The sequence below is a fragment of the Pseudomonas mosselii genome, assembly GCF_003205295.1.
GTDB classification, from domain to species: Bacteria; Pseudomonadota; Gammaproteobacteria; order Pseudomonadales; family Pseudomonadaceae; genus Aquipseudomonas; species Aquipseudomonas mosselii_B.
The window spans coordinates 232747-249077 of record NZ_QJRP01000006.1; the positions used below are offsets into that span (position 1 = coordinate 232747).

Below are 16331 nucleotides of genomic sequence, written 5' to 3' on the forward strand. Positions count from 1 at the left end.
CCCCTGACGCGTTAACGCAACATTGCGTCGCGCAGGCGCGGGGTCAGTTCCTCGAACAGCGTCTGCACCGAGCGCAGCGCGCGGCAATCGGGTCGGGTCAGCAGCCACAACTGGGTATCACAGCCGGGCAGCGGGCCGCTCAGCGCCTCGACGCCGGGCAGGTCGTGGACCATGTAGTCGGGCAGTGCCGCGACGCCCAGGCCGGTGGTCACCAGTTGGGCGATGGTCGACATGCCGCTGCACTGGTAGCGCGGAATCAGTCCCGGGTGATGCTGGTTGCGCCAGACCACCGTGGCGTGGTCCTGCATGGAGTCGTCGGGAGCGATCCATGGCACGCTGGCGGCGGATTCCTGCAGTCGCTCGCGCAGCACCGGCAGGCCGCAGACCACGTAGGAGGTCGAACCCAGGCAGCGGCCCACCAGGTGTTCCGGCGGCGTGTTGGTCAGGCGCAGGGCGATGTCGGCATCGCGGCGGCTGAGGTTGGCAAAGGTGTTGGAGGTGCCCATTTCCAGCGACAGCGCCGGGTAGTTGGGCATGAACTCGGCCAGCGCCGGCAGCAGCAGGCTATGCAGCACGGCTTCGGTACAGGTCAGGCGCACGGTGCCGCTGACCACCTGCTCGCCGCTGGTCAGGGCGATGCGCGCCGCGTCCAGCGCCTGCTCGGCGCGTTCGGCCTGCTCGGCCAGGGCCTGGGCGGTATCGGTGGGCAGGTAGCCCTTGCGGCTCTTGACGAACAGCGCGGTACCCAGCGCCGATTCTAGCCGGCGGATCGAGCGGAAGACCGTGGAAACGTCGACCTTGAGCAGTTCGGCGGCCTTGGCCAGGGAGCGGCCGCGCTCCAGCGCCAGGACCAGTGAGAGGTCTGCATGGTTGATCTGATATTGCATCGGTGCACGCTCTGCTTGCCAAAATGCCAATGTCTGTTGCGTTGAGGCCATTTTATAGTGGAACGGCCCCCGGGAATCAATGCAGCCGGTCGGCAACAAGCCCCCCACGATGGGCCAGTTAAAAGAACAACAGCAGCACCATCGTCGCCTGCCAAGGCGTCATCCGCAGTTCCCCACATCGCCGCTCCAAATCGAAGGATGTACAGCCATGACGTCGGTCTCCCCGTGCGCCAGTTCTTCCCGCGAGATGAATGAGTTCCTGGATGCCCATCCGGATACCCAGTACGTCGACCTGCTGATCTCCGACATGAACGGGGTGGTGCGCGGCAAGCGCATCGAGCGCGCCAGCCTGCACAAGGTGTACGAGAAGGGCATCAACCTGCCGGCCTCGCTGTTCGCCCTGGATATCAACGGTTCGACTGTCGAAAGCACCGGCCTGGGCCTGGACATCGGCGACGCCGACCGTATCTGTTTCCCGATTCCCGGCACGCTCTGCGACGAGCCGTGGCAGAAGCGCCCGACCGCGCAGTTGCTGATGACCATGCACGAACTGGACGGCGCGCCGTTCTTCGCCGACCCGCGCGAGGTGCTGCGCCAGGTGGTGAGCCGGTTCGACGACCTGGGCCTGGATATCTGCGCCGCGTTCGAGCTGGAGTTCTACCTGATCGACCAGGACAACCTCAACGGCCGCCCGCAGCCGCCACGCTCGCCGATCTCTGGCAAGCGTCCGCAGTCGACCCAGGTGTACCTGATCGACGACCTCGACGAATACGCCGACTGCCTGCAGGACATGCTCGAAGCGGCCAAGGAGCAAGGCCTGCCTGCCGATGCCATCGTCAAGGAAAGTGCCCCGGCGCAGTTCGAGGTCAACCTGCACCACGTCGCCGACCCGATGAAGGCCTGCGACTACGCGATCCTGCTCAAGCGCCTGATCAAGAACGTCGCCTACGACCATGAGATGGACTCCACCTTCATGGCCAAGCCCTATCCGGGCCAGGCGGGCAACGGCCTGCATGTGCACATCTCGCTGCTGGACAAGAAGACCGGCAAGAACATCTTTACCAACGACGACCCGCTGCAGAGCGACACCCTGCGCCACGCCATCGGCGGCGTGCTGGAGACCATGCCGGCGTCGATGGCTTTCCTGTGCCCGAACATCAACTCCTACCGTCGTTTCGGCGCCCAGTTCTACGTGCCCAACGCGCCGAGCTGGGGCCTGGACAACCGCACCGTGGCGGTCCGCGTACCGACCGACAGCAGCGAGAACGTGCGCATCGAGCACCGCGTGGCCGGCGCCGACGCCAACCCGTACCTGATGCTCGCGGCGATCCTCGCCGGCATCCACCACGGTCTGACCAACAAGGTCGAACCGGACGCGCCGATCGAAGGCAACTCGTACGAGCAACTGGAACAGAGCCTGCCGAACAACCTGCGCGACGCCTTGCGCGCGCTGGACGACAGTGAAGTCCTCAACCAATACATCAGCCCGGACTACATCGATATCTTCGTGGCCTGCAAGGAGAGCGAGCTGGCCGAATTCGAAGTGTCGATCTCCGACCTCGAGTACAACTGGTACCTGCACACGGTGTAAGCCCATGAGCGCAATTGCGGTCCCCTTGATCGGTGTCAGCGCCTGCCGCCAGCAGGTGGGGAAGAACTCGTCGCACACGGTGGGCGACAAGTATGTCGAGGCCGCGGGCTTTGCCGGGCTGCCGCTGATCCTGCCGGCGCGTGATGGTGGCAGCGACACCCAGGCGCTGCTGGCCCGGCTCGATGGCATTCTTTTTACCGGTTCGCCTTCAAATGTCGAGCCGCATCATTACAATGGCGCCCCCAGCGCGGAAGGTACCCGGCACGATCTTGCACGTGACCGTCTGACCTTGCCGCTGCTGCAGGCGGCCATTGCCGCCGGTGTGCCGGTGTTCTGCATCTGCCGTGGTTTCCAGGAACTGAACGTGGCCCTTGGCGGCAGCCTGCACCAGCGGGTGCAGGAGTTGCCCGGCTACCTGGACCACCGTGAACCTGAGGACGCACCCCTGGAGGTGCAATACGGCCCTCGTCACCCTGTCGGCATCGAGCCGGGTGGGGTGTTCGAGCGCCTGGGTCTGGCTGCGCGGTTCGAGGTCAACTCGCTGCACAGCCAGGGCATCGACCGCCTGGCCCCGGGCCTGCGTGTCGAAGCACGGGCCCCGGATGGCCTGATCGAAGCGGTGTCGATGCCTGATGCGCCGGGCTTTGTTGTCGGCGTGCAGTGGCACCCTGAATGGCGTTTCGCCGAAAACCCGGTTTCGCTGCGCCTGTTCGAGGCGTTCCGCGAGGCCTGCATTGCCCATGCTGCACGGGAGGGTGCGCGCCAGGAGCGATTCTGACGTCACCCGAAAGTCTCGGATGACTCACCCCCAAAGCGAGCTTTCAATGAGTGGAAGCGGGCCCTCTACGGCGGGCCTGTGACAACAATTCCAATAGTTACGGCAAATACTCATGAGCGATTACACAGAAGCCGGACGCCCACCCGACGTGGCGTCCGACTCGGGCAACACCCAGCGCGGCAAGGGCCTGGCCAAGGGCCGCCTCGGCCTGCTGGCCAGCGTCGTGCTGGGCATTTCCACCATCGCCCCGGTCTACACCCTGACCGGCGCGCTTGGTCCGACCGTGCGCGAAGTCGGCGCCCACCTGCCGGCGGTATTCATTGTCGGCTTCCTGCCGATGCTTCTGGTGGCCCTGGGTTACCGCGAGCTGAACTCGGCGGAGCCCGACAGCGGCACCTCCTTCACCTGGTCGGCCCGGGCTTTTGGCCCGATGATCGGCTGGATCGGCGGCTGGGGGCTGGTGGTCGCCACCACCATCGTGCTGTCCAACCTGGCGGGTGTGGCGGTGGACTTCTTCTACCTGTTCCTGGCCCAGATCACCGGTAATCAGGAACTGGCGGCACTGGCGGACAACCTGTTGGTCAACGTCACCACCTGTTGCGTGTTCATCGCCCTGGCGGTGTGGATCTGTTGCCGTGGCATGGCCACTACCATGACCGTGCAGTACGGCCTGGTGGCCTTGCAACTGTTGGTGTTGATTGGCTTCGCCTTCGCCGCCTTCGGCGAGACCACGGCGCCGCCACCGCTGGCATTCGATCTTGCCTGGTTCAACCCGTTCGGCGTCGAGTCGTTCTCGGCATTTGCCGCCGGCCTGTCGTTGTCGATCTTCATCTTCTGGGGTTGGGACGTGTGCCTGACCGTCAGCGAAGAATCGGTCGGCAGTGAAGAAGTTCCGGGCAAGGCCGCCACCTGGACCGTGCTGCTGATCCTCGGCCTGTACCTGCTCACCGCCATCGCCACCCTGCAGTTCGCCGGGATCAGCGAACATGGCCTGGGTCTGGGCAATCCACGCATCCAGGAGAATGTCTTCGCCCACCTGGCCGGCCCGGTCATGGGGCCGCTGGCGATCCTGATGTCCATCGCGGTGCTGGCCAGCACCGCTGCTTCGCTGCAGTCGACCTTCGTCTCGCCAGCGCGGACCCTGCTCGCCATGGGTTACTACGGCGCCGTGCCGCAGCGCTTCGCCAAGGTCTGCCCGCGTTCGCAGACGCCGCGTTACGCGACCATCTGCGCCGGCATTGCCGCGGGGTTGTTCTACGTGACCATGCGTACCCTGAGCGAGAACGTGCTGGCCGACACCATCACCGCCTTGGGCATGATGATCTGTTTCTACTACTCGCTGACCGCGTTCGCCTGCGTGTGGTACTTCCGTCACAGTCTGTTCGGCAGCGTGCGTCACTTCTTCATGCGCGGCGTCTGCCCGCTGGTGGGTGGGGTGATCCTGTCGGTGATCTTCGTGCGCACGGCGATCGACAGCGCTTCGCCGGACTTCGGCAGCGGCTCGCATGTGGGCGGGCTGGGGCTGGTGTTCGTGATCGCGGCGATCATCTCGGCATTGGGGATCGTGCTGATGATGCTGTCGCGGCTGCGGGCGCCGGCGTATTTCCTGGGGGCTACCCTGCGTCAGCAGGCGACCATTCAGTTGCAGGACTAAAGCACGGGGGGCGCTTTGCGCCCCTATCGCGACACAAGGCCGCTCCCACAAGCGATCGCGTCAGTCCATATTGACGCGATCGCTTGTGGGAGCGGCCTTGTGTCGCGATAGGGCCTCGAAGAGGCCCCGGCGGTCTTCAGCCGATCAGCTGCTTGAGCAACTCACCATGCCGCGCCTGCTGTTTCTTCAGCAACAGGCGATTTGAGGCGAATACCGCCTTCATTTCTTCCAGCGCCACGCCGAAGTCATCATTGATGATGACGTACTCGTACTCGTCGTAGTGCACCATCTCGCTGACCGCTTCCTTCATGCGCCCGGCAATGATCTCCTCGCTGTCCTGGCCACGACCATCCAGCCGTTGGCGCAAGGCCTCCTGGCTTGGCGGCAGGATGAAGATCGAGCGCGCCTCGGGCATCAGCTTGCGCACCTGCTGGGCGCCTTGCCAGTCGATTTCCAGGATCAGGTCGAAGCCCTGGTCCAGGGTTTCCTGCAACGCGCTGCGCGACGTGCCGTAGAAGTTGCCGAACACCTCGGCGTGCTCGAGGAAATCGCCCTTGGCAATCAGCGCCTTGAACTCCTCGTGGACGACGAAGTGGTAGTTCACCCCGTGCTCCTCGCCCGGACGCATGGCGCGGGTGGTGTGGGAGACCGAGACGCGCACGTTGGTGTCGTCCTTGATCAGGGCCGTGACCAGGCTGGTCTTGCCGGCGCCGGACGGGGCCGAAACGATGTAGAGGGTGCCGCTGCTGTGATTCATGGTAGGGGTGGCCTTACTCGATATTCTGTACTTGTTCACGCATCTGTTCGATCAGCACCTTCAGGTTGACCGCTGCCTGCGTGCTGCGCGGGTCGAAGGCCTTGGAGCCGAGGGTGTTGGCTTCGCGGTTGAGCTCCTGCATCAGGAAGTCCAGGCGCCGGCCGGCGGCGCCGCCGGACTTGAGCACCCGGCGCACCTCGGTGACGTGGGTGCTGAGGCGGTCCAGCTCCTCGGCGACGTCGCTCTTCTGCGCCAGCAGGACCATTTCCTGCTCCAGGCGCTGCGGGTCGAGCTCGGCCTTCATGTCGCCGAAGCGATCGAGGACCTTCTGCCGTTGCGCGGCCAGCATCTGCGGCACCAGGGTGCGCAGGGTGGCGACTTCGCCGGCCATGCTGTCCAGGCGCTCGTTGATCAGCCGGGCCAGCTCGGCGCCTTCGCGCTGACGGCCCGCCTTGAGTTCGGCCAGCGCCTCGTCGAACAGGGCGATGGCCTCGGCATTGAGGGCCTGCGGATCGCTGGCGTCGGCCACCAGCACGCCGGGCCAGGCCAGCACTTCCAGTGGGTTGAGCGGCGCCGGCTGCTTGATCAGGCCGGCGACGGTCTCGGCGGCGGCGACCAGCTGCGCGGCGCGCTCGCGGTCGACCTGCAACGGCTTGCCGGCGTTGTCCTCGCTCAGGCGCAGGGTGCACTCGACCTTGCCGCGGGACAGGCCCTGGCGCAGGCCCTCGCGTACCGCGCCTTCGAGGTCGCGCAGCGCTTCGGGCAGGCGCAGGTGGGGTTCGAGATAGCGGTGGTTGACCGAGCGCAGCTCCCACACCAGGGTGCCTTGGCTGCCAGCGCGCTCGACTCGAGCAAAAGCGGTCATGCTATGCACCATGGGGAGTACCTCGCGTATTCAGGTGAACGGGGAGCCTGTCGGCTGCAAGGCGCAGGATTGTAGCGCAGTGCGCCCCGGACGCCCAATCCACCATGCTACCGACCCTCCTCGGGCCTGTCGGAAAAGGCGACAGGCTGCGCGGGCGCGACGACAGGCGTGCCTTCGGCGGGCGACGGGCTCTATAATGCTCGGCAGATTCAAAGTCCCGGTACAGGTATCCCAGATGAAACGTCCAAGTGGTCGCGCCGCCGATCAGCTCCGCTCGATCCGCATTACCCGCAACTACACCAAGCACGCCGAGGGATCGGTACTGGTCGAGTTCGGTGACACCAAGGTCATCTGCACGGTCAGCGTCGAGAATGGTGTTCCCCGCTTCCTCAAAGGTCAGGGCCAAGGCTGGCTGACCGCCGAATACGGCATGCTGCCGCGTTCGACCGGCGAGCGTAACCAGCGCGAAGCCAGCCGCGGCAAGCAAGGTGGCCGCACCCTCGAAATCCAGCGTCTGATCGGCCGCTCCCTGCGCGCCGCGCTGGACATGAGCAAGCTCGGCGACATCACCCTGTACGTCGACTGCGACGTGATCCAGGCTGACGGCGGTACCCGTACCGCCTCGATCACCGGCGCCATGGTCGCCCTGTGCGACGCGCTGGCGGTGATCAAGAAGCGTGGCGGCCTCAAGGGTGGCAACCCGCTCAAGCACATGATCGCCGCGGTGTCGGTGGGCATGTACCAGGGCGAGGCTGTGCTCGACCTCGACTACCTCGAGGACTCCGCCGCCGAGACTGACCTGAACGTGGTCATGACCAGCGCCGGTGGTTTCATCGAAGTGCAGGGCACCGCTGAAGGCGCGCCGTTCCAGCCAGAAGACTTCAACGCCATGCTGGCGCTGGCGCAGAAGGGCATGACCGAGATCTTCGAACTGCAGCAGGCCGCATTGGCTGACTGACTGTTCCTGTAGACACGAAAAAGCCGACATGAATGTCGGCTTTTTCGTGTCTGAACAGCACTCAGATGGTCAGCGTCCAGTCGTAGTCCACGATCAGTGGCGCATGCTGGGAGAAGCGCGGCTGGCGTGGCAGGCGGGCATTGCGCACAAAGCGGCGCAGGCCTGGGGTGAGGATCTGGTAGTCGAACCGGTAGCCCAGGTTGAGCATCTCGGCCTGCTCGTTGTCCGGCCACCAGCTGTACTGGTCGCCTTCGCGGCTGACTTCGCGCAGGGCGTCGACATAGCCCATGTCGCCGACGATGGCGTCCATCCAGGCGCGTTCCGGCGGCAGGAAGCCGACTGACTGCTGGCTGTCGCGCCAGTTCTTGATGTCGAGCTTCTGCTGCGCCACGTAGAACGAGCCACAGTAGATGTACTCGCGGCGCTTGCGGCGCTGCTTGTCCAGGTACTTGGCGAAATCGTCCATCAACTTGAACTTCTGGTTCAAGTCTTCGTCGCCGCTCATGCCCGAAGGCAGCAGCAGGCTGGCAATACTGACTTTGTCGAAATCTGCTTGCAGATAACGCCCGTAGCGATCGGCTGTCTCGAAGCCCAGGCCGGTGATGACTGCCTTGGGCTGCATGCGCGAGTACAGTGCCACGCCACCTTGGGTGGGCACCTCCGCGTCGCAGGCGTAAAGGAAATAGCCATCGAGCTGGAAAGCTGGGTCGTCGAGTTCAAAGGCCGAGGCGCGGGTATCCTGAAGGCAGATGACGTCGGCATTCTGGGCTTGCAACCAGCTGAGCAATCCACGCTCGGCCGCAGCCTGAATGCCATTTACGTTCACACTGATGATCCGCATAAATGGCCCCAAAAATCTCGTGCGTGTATGATACCCGAGCTCAACACATTTAGCTAAATCCGTGGTGTCCGGGACCTTTCATGCAGCCGTATCAGCGCGACTTCATCCGTTTTGCCATCGATCGCGGCGTTCTGCGCTTCGGTGAGTTCACCCTGAAATCGGGGCGTACCAGCCCGTACTTCTTCAATGCCGGCCTGTTCAACACAGGTTCCGCGCTGGCCCAGCTGGGGCGTTGCTACGCGGCGGCCATCGTCGACAGCGAGATCCCCTTCGATGTGCTGTTCGGCCCGGCCTACAAGGGCATTCCCCTGGCGGCGGCCACCGCCGTGGCCCTGGCCGAACAGCACCAGCTCGACGTGCCGTGGTGCTTCAACCGCAAGGAGGCCAAGGATCACGGCGAGGGCGGCAGCCTGGTCGGCGCCCCGCTGGCCGGTGACGTGCTGATCATCGACGACGTGATCACCGCCGGTACCGCGATCCGCGAGGTCATGCAAATCATCAACGCCCAGCAGGCCAAGGCTGCCGGCGTGCTGATCGCGCTGAACCGCGAAGAGCGCGGCAATGGCGAGCTGTCGGCGATCCAGGAAGTCGAACGTGACTTCGGCATTCCGGTGGTCAGCATCGTCTCGCTGACCCAGGTGCTGGAGTTCCTGGCCGACGATCCGCAGCTCAAGCAGCACCTGCCGGCGGTCGAGGCCTACCGCGCGCAGTACGGTATCTGACCGGCCCGCATGAAAAAGGCGACCCGAAGGTCGCCTTTTTCATGCCTGCGGTTCAGCGGCGGTTCGGGTAAGGGTCCTGCACGGCATCACCGACGCCGGTGAGGATCTTCCAGCCACGCTTGGGGTGGGTGCCGGGGGTAAAGTCAGGGCAGGGCGGCATCGAGGTCTTGCCCTGGTTGGAGTACTTGCGCCCGCAGTCGGCGCATTCGTAGCTGCCTGCGGAAACATCGCTGCCATATTTGACCAGTTCTTTCTGCATCGCTGTATCTCCGATGGGGTGGAGTTGGAATGCTAGTCGGCTGGCAGAGATGCGTGTTGTAGTGCCTGTCCGTGCTGGCGGTAGGATATTTCCGAACGGCAAAAAAAAGGCGGCCCTAGGGCCGCCTGCGCGTCGTGTCAGTCTGTGCCGTACTTCGGCGAACGTGGCCCGTAGAGGATCCCGCCATTCGGGTAGGGTGTCAGCAGGCGTGCGCTGGTCATCCCGGCGATCGGGTAGCCGGCGTCATCCTGCACGCTGCTGATGATCTGGTTGATGGCCGCCGCCACCAGCATGCCGATCAGACCACCCTGGTTCTGCTTGCCTTCCTCGCTGGAGGCCGTGGCGCTGCCTGTCCACAAGGTGGCACCGGTCTTCAGGTCGACCAGTTTGGCGCTCGCGGTAACGATGGTCGCGCTGCTCAGCACCATGTAACGGGTGCCGTAGTCGCTGACGGTCACGTACAGGCCGGCGTCGGCGCCGAAGATCTCGTTCAGCTTGGCCGTGGGCAGCTGGTGGATATCGGCCGGCGTGGTCAGGCCGTTCTGGCGGAAGGTTTCATCCACCAGCGCCACCGGCATCACGTAGTAGCCGGCCTCGGCCAGCGGATAGGTGACCTGGGACAGCATGCTGTAGGTGGCCTTGACGTCGGGCGACTCGTTCAGCGGCGGCAGGATCAGGATCGACTTCGGTCGGCTCTGCTTGTAGGCCGAATAGTCGATGCTCTTGCGTTCGGCGCAGCCGGCGAACAGGGCCAGCACGCAGGCGCCGACGATCAGTTGGGTCAGGCGCTTGATCATTGCTTGGCTCCCTTGCTGGCATTGCTCATCAGGAAGTCCATGTAGGCCGCCGATTCGGGGAACAGCGCTTTTTCGGTACGGAACTGCTGGATCATCTGGTCATCCTTGCCCAGGCTGGAGTACAGCAGGCCCAGCTGCGCGTGGTAGCCCGGCGGCACGGCGCCGTTCTTGGCCTTGATCTTCTCCAGGTCGCGCTCCAGGGCGGTGGCCTGTTCTTCCTTGGCGTCACCCTTGAGGTAGCCGTATACCTGGGGCTGGTAGCTTTCCCACTGGTACAGGGTCTTGGGCGAATTGCAGCCGGCCAGCAGGACGCTGCCCAGCAGTAACCCGGCGACGGTGCGCCAGGCCGTGTAGGTGATGCTCATCGAACGGTCTTCCTTGTCGTGTTGTGCTTGTTATTGCGCTTGTGGTTTCCACTGGCCGCTTTCGACTGCGCCCACCAGTTTGTTGACGGCTTCGCGCATGGCCAGGTCGAGCACTTTGCCGTTGAGGGTCGAGTCGTAGCTGGCGGTGCCGCCGAAGCCGATGACTTCACGGTTGGACAGGGCGTATTCACCGGCGCCCTGGCTCGAATAGACCACTTCGGAGGTGCTGATGTTGACGATGTTCAGGGCGACCTTGGCGTAGGCGATCTGGGTCTTGCCGCGGCCGAGGATGCCGAACAGCTGGTGATCGCCGACCTCTTTGCGGCCGAACTCGGTAACGTCGCCGGTCACCACGAAGTCGGCGCCCTTCAGGCGCTGGGCCTGACCCTTGATGGCCGCTTCCTGCTGGATTTCGCCCATGTTGTCGCGGTCCAGCACGTTGAAGCGGTTGGTCTGCTGCAGGTGGGTAATCAGGATGGTCTTGGCCTGGCCGCCGAGGCGGTCGACGCCGTCGGAGAAGATGCCGCGCATATAGCTGGAGCGGTTGTCGAACTTGCCCACGGCGATCGGCGTGCGCACGCCGCTGTAGGGGCGGCTGACGCTTTCGACCTGTTGCACGGCAACAGCGGTGGAGGTTTCGGTGGCACAGCCGGCGATGGACCCGACAGCCAGGGCGGCTGCCAGCACGAGTCCTTGTGATGCGTATTTCACGCGTGTTCTCCAGGTAAATAGAAACTATTCGCAACGAGTGAGCTTGCTGTCACGTTGTTTCGGCAGTCTACCGGGATTCTTGATGGTCAAACATGAAGGTTGATGGCCATGAGCCATCTTCCTGGGTGGCGAGGGGGGGACGCATCGCGGGGCAGGCCTGCTCCCAGGTGGGAGCGGGCCTGCCCCGCGATAGGATTACAGCTGGATCAGCGTGGCTTGCGGTTGGTGATCAGCGTGCCCACGCCGCTGTCGGTGAAGATCTCCAGCAGCACGGCATTCGGCACGCGGCCGTCGATGATGTGCGAGCTGTTGACGCCACCCTGGACCGCGTCCAGCGCGCATTTGATCTTCGGCAGCATGCCGCCGTAGATGGTGCCGTCGGCGATCAGCTCGTTGACTTGCTCGGTGGTCAGCCCGGTGAGGACCTCGCCCTGCTTGTCCATCAGGCCGGCGATGTTGGTCAGCAGCATCAGCTTCTCGGCCTTCAGCGCCTCGGCCACCTTGCCGGCCACCAGGTCGGCGTTGATGTTGTACGACTCGCCGTTGGCGCCCACGCCGATCGGTGCGATCACCGGAATGAAGTCGCCCTTGACCAGCATGTTCAGCAGGTCGGTATTGACGCTCACGACCTCGCCGACATGGCCGATGTCGATGATTTCCGGGGTGGTCATCTCCGGGGTCTGGCGGGTGACGGTCAGCTTCTTGGCGCGGATCAGCTCCGCGTCCTTGCCGGTCAGGCCGATGGCGCTGCCACCGTGGCGGTTGATCAGGTTGACGATGTCCTTGTTCACCTGGCCGCCCAGGACCATCTCCACCACATCCATGGTCGCCGCGTCGGTGACGCGCATGCCGTCGATGAAGTGGCTGTCGATCGACAGGCGCTTGAGCAGGTCGCCGATCTGCGGCCCGCCACCGTGCACCACCACCGGGTTGATGCCCACGGCCTTCATCAGCACGATGTCACGGGCGAAGCCGGTCTTGAGCTCCTCGCTCTCCATCGCGTTGCCGCCGTACTTGATCACCAGGGTCTTGCCGACGAAGCGGCGGATGTAAGGCAGTGCTTCGGACAAAACCTCGGCTACATGGGAAGCGGCATCGCGATCGAGGGTCATGCAGGGCTCCAGGTAAGGAACGTAAAGTCGTCAGAACGGCAGTTGCAGGCCGGGTTGGACCCGCAGCAACTGCGTGCGGAATACAGCCTTGATTCGGTCGAGCTCTGCCGCGCTGTCGGCCTCGAAGCGCAGCACCAGCACCGGCGTGGTGTTGGAGGCGCGGACCAGGCCCCAGCCGTGGGGATAGTCGACCCGCACACCATCGATGGTGGTCAGGTTGGCTTCGCCCCAGTCGGCGTCGCGTTGCAGTGCATCAATGATGCTGAATTTACCCTCGTCGGTCACATCAATGTTGATTTCCGGCGTGGAAATATCATTGGGGAACGCGGCGAACAGGCTTTCGGCATCCTGCCCGGCCTTGCTGAGGATCTCCAGCAGGCGCGCGGCGCTGTAGATGCCGTCGTCGAAACCGTACCAGCGTTCCTTGATGAAGATGTGTCCGCTCATCTCGCCGGCCAGAAGCGAGCCGGTCTGCTTCATCTTCTTCTTGATCAGCGAGTGGCCGGTCTTCCACATCAGCGCACGGCCACCGTGCTGCTCGATCAGCGGGGTCAGGCGGCGGGTGCATTTGACGTCGAAGATGATCTCGGCGCCCGGGTTGCGCGACAGCACGTCCTGGGCGAACAGCATCAGCAGGCGGTCGGGGTAGACGATGCTGCCGGTGTTGGTCACCACGCCGACGCGGTCGCCGTCGCCGTCGAAGGCCAGGCCGATGTCGGCACCGGTCTCTTTCACCTTGGCGATCAGGTCTTCCAGGTTCTCGGGCTTGCCCGGGTCCGGGTGATGGTTGGGGAAGTTACCGTCGACCTCGCAGAACAGCGGGATGACGTCGCAGCCCAGGGCCTCGATCAGTTGCGGGGCGACCACGCCGGCGGCGCCGTTGCCGCAGTCGACCACCACCTTCAGGCGCTTGGCCAGTTTCACGTCGGCGGTGATCTGCTGGAAGTAGCGGTCGAGGATCTCGACCTTTTCCACGTGGCCTTCGCCGCGGGTCAGGTCGTTGGTCTTCAGGCGCGTCAGCAGGGCCTGGATCTGTTCGTTGGCCAGGGTGTCGCCGGCGATGACGATCTTGAATCCGTTGTAGTCCGACGGGTTGTGGCTGCCGGTGAGCATCACCCCCGACTTGCCGGCCAGCACGTTGGCGGCGTAGTACAGCGCCGGGGTCGGCACCAGGCCGACATCGCTGACCTGGCAACCGGCGTCGGCCAGGCCTTTGATCAGTTGCTCGACCAGCATCGGGCCGGACAGGCGGCCATCGCGGCCGACCGAGATCTGCGGCTCGCCCTGGGCGAGGGTCTGGGCGCCGATGGCGCGACCGATCCAGTAGGCGGTCTCGGCATGCAGGGTCTTGCCGACCACGCCACGGATGTCATAGGCGCGGAAGATGCTGTCGGGCAGTGCGGGGACCAGCTGGGCCATGTCGTTCATCTCTGGGGACTCCATAAGTCAAAGGCTTTTGGGCAAGCGCAAACTGAACGGTAGGACGACGGTTTCGCCAGAGAGTTCGCCATCCATGGCCCGAGCGGTCTGCTGTCGGCTCAGCGGGTGCCGGAGTGACCGAAGCCGCCGGCACCGCGCTGGGTCTCGTCGAACTGCTCGACGATGTCGAAGTGCGCCTGCACCACCGGCACTAGGATCAGCTGGGCGATGCGCTCGCCGACGGTGATGGTGAACGGCGTGTTGCCGCGGTTCCAGCAGGAGACCATCAGCTCGCCCTGGTAGTCCGAGTCGATCAGGCCGACCAGGTTGCCCAGCACGATGCCGTGCTTATGGCCCAGGCCCGAACGCGGCAGGATCATGGCCGCCAGGCCCGGGTCGCCGATGTACACCGACAGGCCGGTGGGAATCAGCAGGGTCTGGCCTGGCTCGAGGACGGTGTCCTCCTTGAGCAGGGCGCGCAGGTCCAGGCCGGCGGAGCCGGGAGTGGCGTACTGCGGCAGGGGGAATTCGGTGCCCAGGCGTGGGTCGAGGATCTTGGCTTGAAGAGCGTGCATGTAACTTATTGAACCTGGTTGAGCCGTTCGGCGATGAAGGCAACCAGCTGGCGGGCGATCTTGCCCTTGCTGGTCTGCGCGAAGAGGGTCTGGTGCTGCTGGCGGTCGATCACGGTCAGGGCGTTCTCCTCGCTGTTGAAGCCGATGCTGGGGTTGGCCACATCATTGGCGACGATCAGGTCGAGGTTCTTGTCCTTGAGCTTGCGCGTGGCGTAGTCGAGCAGGTGCTCGGTCTCGGCGGCGAAGCCCACGCTGAACGGGCGATCAGGCCGGCCGGCAATGGTCGCAAGGATATCGGGATTGCGCACCATCTGCAGCAGCATGCCGTCGCCTGTGGTGGGATCCTTCTTGAGCTTCTGTGGGGCGACGACTTCCGGACGGTAGTCCGCCACCGCGGCCGAGGCGATGAACAGGTCGCAGGGCATGGCTGACTCGCAGGCCGCGAGCATGTCCCGCGCGCTGACCACGTCGATGCGGCTGACCCGGTCGGGCGTCTGCAGGTGCACGGGGCCGGTGACGAGGGTCACCCGGGCCCCGGCTTCGGCGGCGGCCTCGGCCAGGGCGAAGCCCATCTTCCCTGAACTATGGTTGGTGATGTAGCGCACCGGGTCGATGTTCTCTTGGGTCGGCCCGGCGGTGATCAGCACGTGCTTGCCGGTAAGGGCCTGGCGCTTGAAGCTCTCGGCGGCGCACCAGGCCAGGTCCGTGGCTTCCAGCATGCGGCCCAGGCCGACGTCGCCACAGGCCTGGCTGCCGGAGGCCGGGCCGAACACCTGGATGCCGCGACTCTTGAGCAGCTCGAGGTTGGCCTGCGTGGCCGGATCGCGCCACATCGCCTGGTTCATCGCCGGAGCGACGGCCACGGTGGCGTCGGTGGCCAGCACCAGGGTGGTCAGCAGGTCGTCTGCCATGCCCTGGGCCATGCGCGCCATCAGGTCGGCGGTGGCCGGGGCGATCAGCACCAGGTCGGCCCACTTGGCCAGCTCGATATGGCCCATGGCCGCTTCGGCGGCGGGGTCGAGCAGGTCCATGTGCACCGGGTGGCCGGATAGCGCCTGCAGCGTGAGCGGGGTGATGAACTCGGCGCCACCCCGGGTCATGACCACGCGCACCTGCGCGCCGTGTTCCAGGAGTCGGCGAATCAGCTCGGCGCTCTTGTAGGCGGCGATGCCGCCACCGACGCCGAGAACGATGCGCTTGCGATACAACCGCTGCATAGGCCTTGCCTTATTCCAGTGAAAGCGGGTGGCGACGATAGCTGCCTGCGGCAGATCGTCGCATTTTCGAAGCGAACTAGATTAACACAGCGCCCAAATGGGCCGTAGTGGCAGGCGAGGAGGGGAAATGAACATCAGGGAGTGGCCGGCTGAAGAGCGGCCGAGGGAGAAGTTGTTGCAGCGCGGGGCGGCGATCCTTTCGGACGCGGAGTTGCTGGCCGTGCTGCTGGGGTCTGGGGTTGCCGGGCGCAATGTGCTCGATCTGGCCCGTGGCCTGTTGACGAAGTTCGGCGGGCTTCGGCCGTTCCTCGAGGCGGATCGGACCAAGGTGCTGCGCGAGCCAGGCCTGGGGCCGGTGAGGTATGCGCAGATGCAGGCATTACTGGAGATTGGCAGGCGCTACTTGGACGAGCATATCGAGCGCGCGTCGGTCCTGGAGAGTCCGGCCTCGGTGAGACGTTATCTCAAGTCCATGCTGCGGCACGAGTCCAGCGAGGTGTTCGGCTGCTTGTTTCTGGACACCAAGCACCGACCGCTGGCGTTCGAGATACTGTTCCGCGGCACCATCGACCGCGCGAGCATCTATCCCCGCGAGGTCGTGCGCCGGTCATTGCTGCACAACGCGGCGGCGCTGATCCTCTGCCACAACCATCCGTCGGGCAATTGCGAGCCGAGCCAGGATGACGTGCATCTGACGCTGATGCTCAAGCGATCGCTGGCGCTGATCGATGTGCGGGTGATGGATCATGTCATCGTCGGTGATGGCGAGCCGCTGTCGATGCTCGAACATGGGTGGTTGGCGGGTTAGTCGTGGGCAAGCTGC

At 64.6% G+C, this 16331-nt stretch carries 17 protein-coding genes and 1 pseudogene; 6 read left to right on the top strand and 12 right to left on the bottom strand.

What is annotated here, in order from left to right; translation table 11 throughout:
• Positions 1-11: 11 nt before the first annotated feature.
• Complete coding sequence (locus tag DMX06_RS08765; RefSeq protein ID WP_110736243.1) at positions 12-887, bottom strand: LysR family transcriptional regulator; 876 nt, start codon at positions 885-887, stop codon at positions 12-14.
• A gap of 208 nt (positions 888-1095) precedes the next feature.
• Between DMX06_RS08765 and DMX06_RS08770 the strand changes: the two genes are divergently transcribed.
• The 3 genes from DMX06_RS08770 to DMX06_RS08780 all read left to right on the top strand — a co-directional run bounded on the left by DMX06_RS08770 (position 1096) and on the right by DMX06_RS08780 (position 4910).
• A complete protein-coding gene (locus DMX06_RS08770; protein WP_110736245.1) occupies positions 1096-2478 on the top strand; it encodes a glutamine synthetase family protein in 1383 nt (460 codons plus the stop codon).
• Between the two features lie 4 nt (positions 2479-2482).
• Positions 2483-3256, top strand: a complete 774-nt coding sequence (locus tag DMX06_RS08775) for a gamma-glutamyl-gamma-aminobutyrate hydrolase family protein (RefSeq protein WP_110736248.1) — start codon at positions 2483-2485, stop codon at positions 3254-3256.
• Positions 3257-3368: 112 nt separating this feature from the next.
• Positions 3369-4910 (top strand): APC family permease, encoded by a 1542-nt coding sequence (locus DMX06_RS08780; RefSeq protein WP_110736249.1) that lies wholly within the window; start codon positions 3369-3371, stop codon positions 4908-4910.
• Between the two features lie 136 nt (positions 4911-5046).
• Here the strand turns inward: DMX06_RS08780 and gmk are convergent, their stop codons facing one another.
• Both gmk and DMX06_RS08790 read right to left on the bottom strand, forming a co-directional pair.
• Complete coding sequence (gene gmk / locus DMX06_RS08785; RefSeq protein WP_110736251.1) at positions 5047-5667, bottom strand: guanylate kinase; 621 nt, start codon at positions 5665-5667, stop codon at positions 5047-5049.
• Between the two features lie 13 nt (positions 5668-5680).
• Entirely contained in the window at positions 5681-6544 is an 864-nt protein-coding gene (locus DMX06_RS08790; RefSeq protein WP_110736253.1) for a YicC/YloC family endoribonuclease, read from the bottom strand.
• 223 nt (positions 6545-6767) lie between these two features.
• Between DMX06_RS08790 and rph the strand changes: the two genes are divergently transcribed.
• Entirely contained in the window at positions 6768-7490 is a 723-nt protein-coding gene (gene rph / locus DMX06_RS08795; protein WP_009681991.1) for a ribonuclease PH, read from the top strand.
• A gap of 61 nt (positions 7491-7551) precedes the next feature.
• On the opposite strand, the gene DMX06_RS08800 is transcribed toward rph, so the two are convergent.
• Complete coding sequence (locus DMX06_RS08800) at positions 7552-8331, bottom strand: exodeoxyribonuclease III (protein WP_110736255.1); 780 nt, start codon at positions 8329-8331, stop codon at positions 7552-7554.
• A gap of 80 nt (positions 8332-8411) precedes the next feature.
• On the opposite strand from DMX06_RS08800, the gene pyrE reads away from it, so the two are divergent.
• Entirely contained in the window at positions 8412-9053 is a 642-nt protein-coding gene (gene pyrE, locus DMX06_RS08805; RefSeq protein ID WP_110736257.1) for an orotate phosphoribosyltransferase, read from the top strand.
• A 52-nt stretch (positions 9054-9105) separates the two neighbouring features.
• On the opposite strand, the gene DMX06_RS08810 is transcribed toward pyrE, so the two are convergent.
• The 8 genes and pseudogenes from DMX06_RS08810 to coaBC all read right to left on the bottom strand — a co-directional run bounded on the left by DMX06_RS08810 (position 9106) and on the right by coaBC (position 15508).
• On the bottom strand, positions 9106-9312 hold the full coding sequence (locus DMX06_RS08810) for a hypothetical protein (protein WP_110696773.1): 207 nt from the start codon (positions 9310-9312) through the stop codon (positions 9106-9108).
• 137 nt (positions 9313-9449) lie between these two features.
• A complete protein-coding gene (locus tag DMX06_RS08815) occupies positions 9450-10109 on the bottom strand; it encodes a DUF799 domain-containing protein (RefSeq protein WP_028689941.1) in 660 nt (219 codons plus the stop codon).
• Entirely contained in the window at positions 10106-10474 is a 369-nt protein-coding gene (locus DMX06_RS08820) for a DUF4810 domain-containing protein (RefSeq protein ID WP_110736260.1), read from the bottom strand. Before DMX06_RS08820 ends, DMX06_RS08815 begins: the two co-directional genes overlap by 4 nt.
• Before the next feature lie 30 nt (positions 10475-10504).
• A complete protein-coding gene (locus DMX06_RS08825) occupies positions 10505-11185 on the bottom strand; it encodes a CsgG/HfaB family protein (protein WP_102684804.1) in 681 nt (226 codons plus the stop codon).
• Positions 11186-11391: 206 nt separating this feature from the next.
• On the bottom strand, positions 11392-12297 hold the full coding sequence (gene argB / locus DMX06_RS08830; RefSeq protein ID WP_028689938.1) for an acetylglutamate kinase: 906 nt from the start codon (positions 12295-12297) through the stop codon (positions 11392-11394).
• Positions 12298-12327: 30 nt separating this feature from the next.
• A pseudogene (locus DMX06_RS08835) lies at positions 12328-13701 on the bottom strand (phosphomannomutase/phosphoglucomutase); the annotation flags it as partial.
• 134 nt (positions 13702-13835) lie between these two features.
• Complete coding sequence (gene dut, locus DMX06_RS08840) at positions 13836-14291, bottom strand: dUTP diphosphatase (RefSeq protein ID WP_050707525.1); 456 nt, start codon at positions 14289-14291, stop codon at positions 13836-13838.
• Between the two features lie 5 nt (positions 14292-14296).
• The gene (gene coaBC / locus DMX06_RS08845; protein WP_110736264.1) at positions 14297-15508 is read right to left on the bottom strand and encodes a bifunctional phosphopantothenoylcysteine decarboxylase/phosphopantothenate--cysteine ligase CoaBC; all 1212 of its coding nucleotides are present in this window, start codon (positions 15506-15508) and stop codon (positions 14297-14299) included.
• A gap of 127 nt (positions 15509-15635) precedes the next feature.
• Here coaBC and radC point away from each other — a divergent pair, with 127 nt between their 5' ends.
• Entirely contained in the window at positions 15636-16316 is a 681-nt protein-coding gene (radC, locus tag DMX06_RS08850) for a RadC family protein (protein ID WP_110736266.1), read from the top strand.
• The last annotated feature ends 15 nt before the right edge of the window (positions 16317-16331 follow it).